The 3032-nt window shown below is 74.6% G+C and carries 1 protein-coding gene; it reads right to left on the reverse strand.

What is annotated here, in order from left to right; all coding sequences use genetic code 11:
- Positions 1 to 3032: alpha-(1->3)-arabinofuranosyltransferase family protein (locus tag ND748_RS29070; protein ID WP_251749384.1), on the reverse strand; the 3032-nt coding region annotated here is incomplete at both ends.

Consider the following 3032-nt stretch of genomic DNA (forward strand, 5'->3'; position numbering starts at 1 on the left):
GCGCTGCCCCCGGCGGCCGCGCCAGGCCGGGCAGCCGGGTCGACCGCGGCGGCCGCGGGAAGATCGGGTACCCGTTCTCGTCGCTGCGGCGCCGCAGCCGCAAGCGCTCCGGCAGTGCGGCGAGCCCGACGAGCACGATCACCAGCAGCAGCCCGACGATCAGATTGCGGCGGAACTCGACGCCGGGGGCGTTGTCGATGACGACGGTGCCGCCGGCACCGGCCGGCACGATCCAGCCCTGCTGCCAGCCGTCGAGGCGCACCGGCTGCAGGGTGGTGCCGCCGAGCTTCGCGGTCCACGAGGTGTTCGCGTTCTCGCGGACGGCGAGGAACGCCCGCTCACCCGCCCCGATCTGGACGGTGCGGTGCTCCGCGCTCCACCGGCCCACCTGCGTCGCGCGAGCCGCCTGCTCGGCCGGCTGGCGCCCGGCACCGACCAGCGCCAGCGAGTCGACGAGGATCGAGGTCGGGCCCTGGTCGACGCGCAGGTGGTGGGGCCCGGCGGGCAGCGTGACGCGGCCCTCGTCGGTACACAGCGAGACCTGCACCGGCAGCACCGAGGTGACGTCGCTGTTGCGACCGGTGATCCGCAGCGGATAGCGGTGACCGTCGACGATCAGGCTGGGACCGCTGCCGCAGGGCACGACGAGCGGCTCGTCGTCGGCCGGCGGGGTGCCCCGGGGGGGCGGCAGGAAGCTCGCCGTACCGCCGACGGTGAACGTCATCTCGCGGGGCACGTCGAAGCGACGGGACAGTGCCAGCTCCTCCGACCCGCCGAACGGCTGCGCCGGGTCAACCCGCTCCCGCGCCAGGGAGAAGGCGACGGTCCCCTGGTCAGACCCGGCGAACAGGCGGTCGACGTCGTCGGGGAGCTGAGCGTAGTGGTCGAACGTCACACCCGGAATGTTGATCTCCCGGATGCCGGCGCCGAGGGTGTCGTCGTGCTCCCCGTCGACCCGCTCGAACGTGATCCGGTACCAGCGACTCTCCCCCGGCGGGACGGCGAGGCGCTGGACGGCCTCCACCGGGGACACCCTGGTCACGACCGCACCGGTCTCGCTGGTCACCCGCATCGCCCGCACGGCCGGTCGCCAGGCGCCCTCCGACAGCAGCCGGAGGTCGAGGTAGGGCACGGCGATCCGGCGGCCGACGTCGAGCTGGATCCACTGGCCGGCGGAGGTGGTGCCCTTCTTGCGCATGGCCGTCCAGGCCGTCGCGTCGAACCCGTCGACGGCGGCCGCAGGCGCGAGGTCCGGCGCGGCGAGCAGGTCGTAGCCGTAGGAGGACGCGGTGACGGACATGCCGCCGACGAAGCCGGCGACGGTCTGGTGACCGGCCACATCGTCCTCGGCCCACTGGTTGGGCTCCCCGGTCCTGCCCACGGCGTTGCCGGTCGGCCCGAGCAGGTAGGAGGTGGCGTCGTGGACGATGCCGAACGTGCTGTCCCGGCGGGTCAGGGTGTCGGTGTCGACCCAGGCGGTCGACGGCCCGACCACCTCCCCCGCCGCCACCTTGATCGCGTTCGGACTCGTCGGCGGCGCCGCCGAGGCCGACGGGTCGGCGAGGTCGGCGGCGAGCACGACGGGCCGGTCCGCGCCGAGCAGGCCCTGTGCGGCAAGCTGCACCGTCGCCTCGGGCCCGCCGGAGACGACGACAGCCCTGTCCGCGGCGTAGGACTGGACGAGCTTCGCGCCCGTCGGCACCGTCCAGATCTCCAGCGCCGGCACCTTCTGTTTCGGGTTGCGCAGCTCCGGGACGAGCCGTTCCTTCGCCGAGGCGCGCGCGGGCACCTGCGGGCCGAAGGAGGCGGCCGGCGTCAGCCCGGAGGATCGCAGCGCCCGGTGCAGCTCGTCGGTGGACGGGGGGATGTCCCAGTCCTTCTGCTCCAGGTCGTTACGCAGCAGGATCTGTCCGATGCCGGCCCGGGCCAGCGCGTCGGCGAGCCCCGGCGCGGAGCCCGTGGCCAGTTCACGTTCGATGCCGTCCATCAGCCGGGTCACCCCGGTTCCGCCGAGCGGGATGAGGCTGCGCACCCCCCAGGGCGTCTTCGCCAGCCACTGCAACGGCTCGTCGAGTGGACGGCCCCAGTCGTACTCGGCAAACGGTGAACCGGGCAGGACCAGCGCCCGGCCGCCCTGCGGGTTCTCGCCGAGCCAGTCGGCGGCCTGCACCCAGTAGTCGGGCACCTGCGTGAACGGGCGGGGTTGCAACGCGCGGCCGGACAGCGCGGGAGTCATCCCGCAGACGAGCGCGGCGACCGTCACCGCGGCGGCGGCCGTCGTCACGCCGGCCCGAGGGCGCGCCCAGCCCTGCCGGCCGCCGGCACGGCGGAACCGAACGGGCGCGCCGCGGAACCGAGCGGGCGCGCGCCGGACCCCAACGGGCAGGGCGACCAGCGCATGCCCGACGCCCAGCGCGATCGGCAGCCGGACCACCGGTTGGAACTTGTAGACGTTGCGCAGGAAGCCGAGCTGGTTGCCGAGCAGATCGCGGACCACGCCCGACGTCGGGCTGCCCGGGTCGCCCGGGTAGGCCGCGGCGATGGAGACGGTGCCGACGGCGAGCGTCACCAGCAGGAACCGGCGGGCGGGCAGGTCCGGCCGGGACAGCCCCCACAGCCCGATCGCCGCGACGGCCGCGGAGCCGACGATCGGCACCGGCCGGGAGACGTACTCGGTCGCGGCGGGTAGCCAGGGACGCGGGAGCTGGAGGTAGGCCATCCAGTCCGTCGCACCACGCAGTGTCTCGGCGACCGACGTGGTCGCCGTCGTCGTCTGGACGGTCTCGGTGTACGGGAGGAAGTTCAGCCCGTAGCGGCCCTGCACCATCAGCGCCAGCAGCCACCAGGTCGAGGCGAGGATGACCGCCACCACCCACCAGGCCCGCAGCGCCCACGCCCGGCGGGTCCCGCCCGCGAACACGAGCACCACCGCCGGGCAGAGCAGCACGCACAACGTGACGGTGGCGTTGGTGCCGCCGGTCGCCACGACGGCGAGGCCCGACAGCGCCGCGGCGCGGCGCGGGGACAGCCGC

Source organism: Frankia sp. AiPs1, assembly GCF_023716945.1.
Taxonomy (GTDB): domain Bacteria; phylum Actinomycetota; class Actinomycetes; order Frankiales; family Frankiaceae; genus Frankia.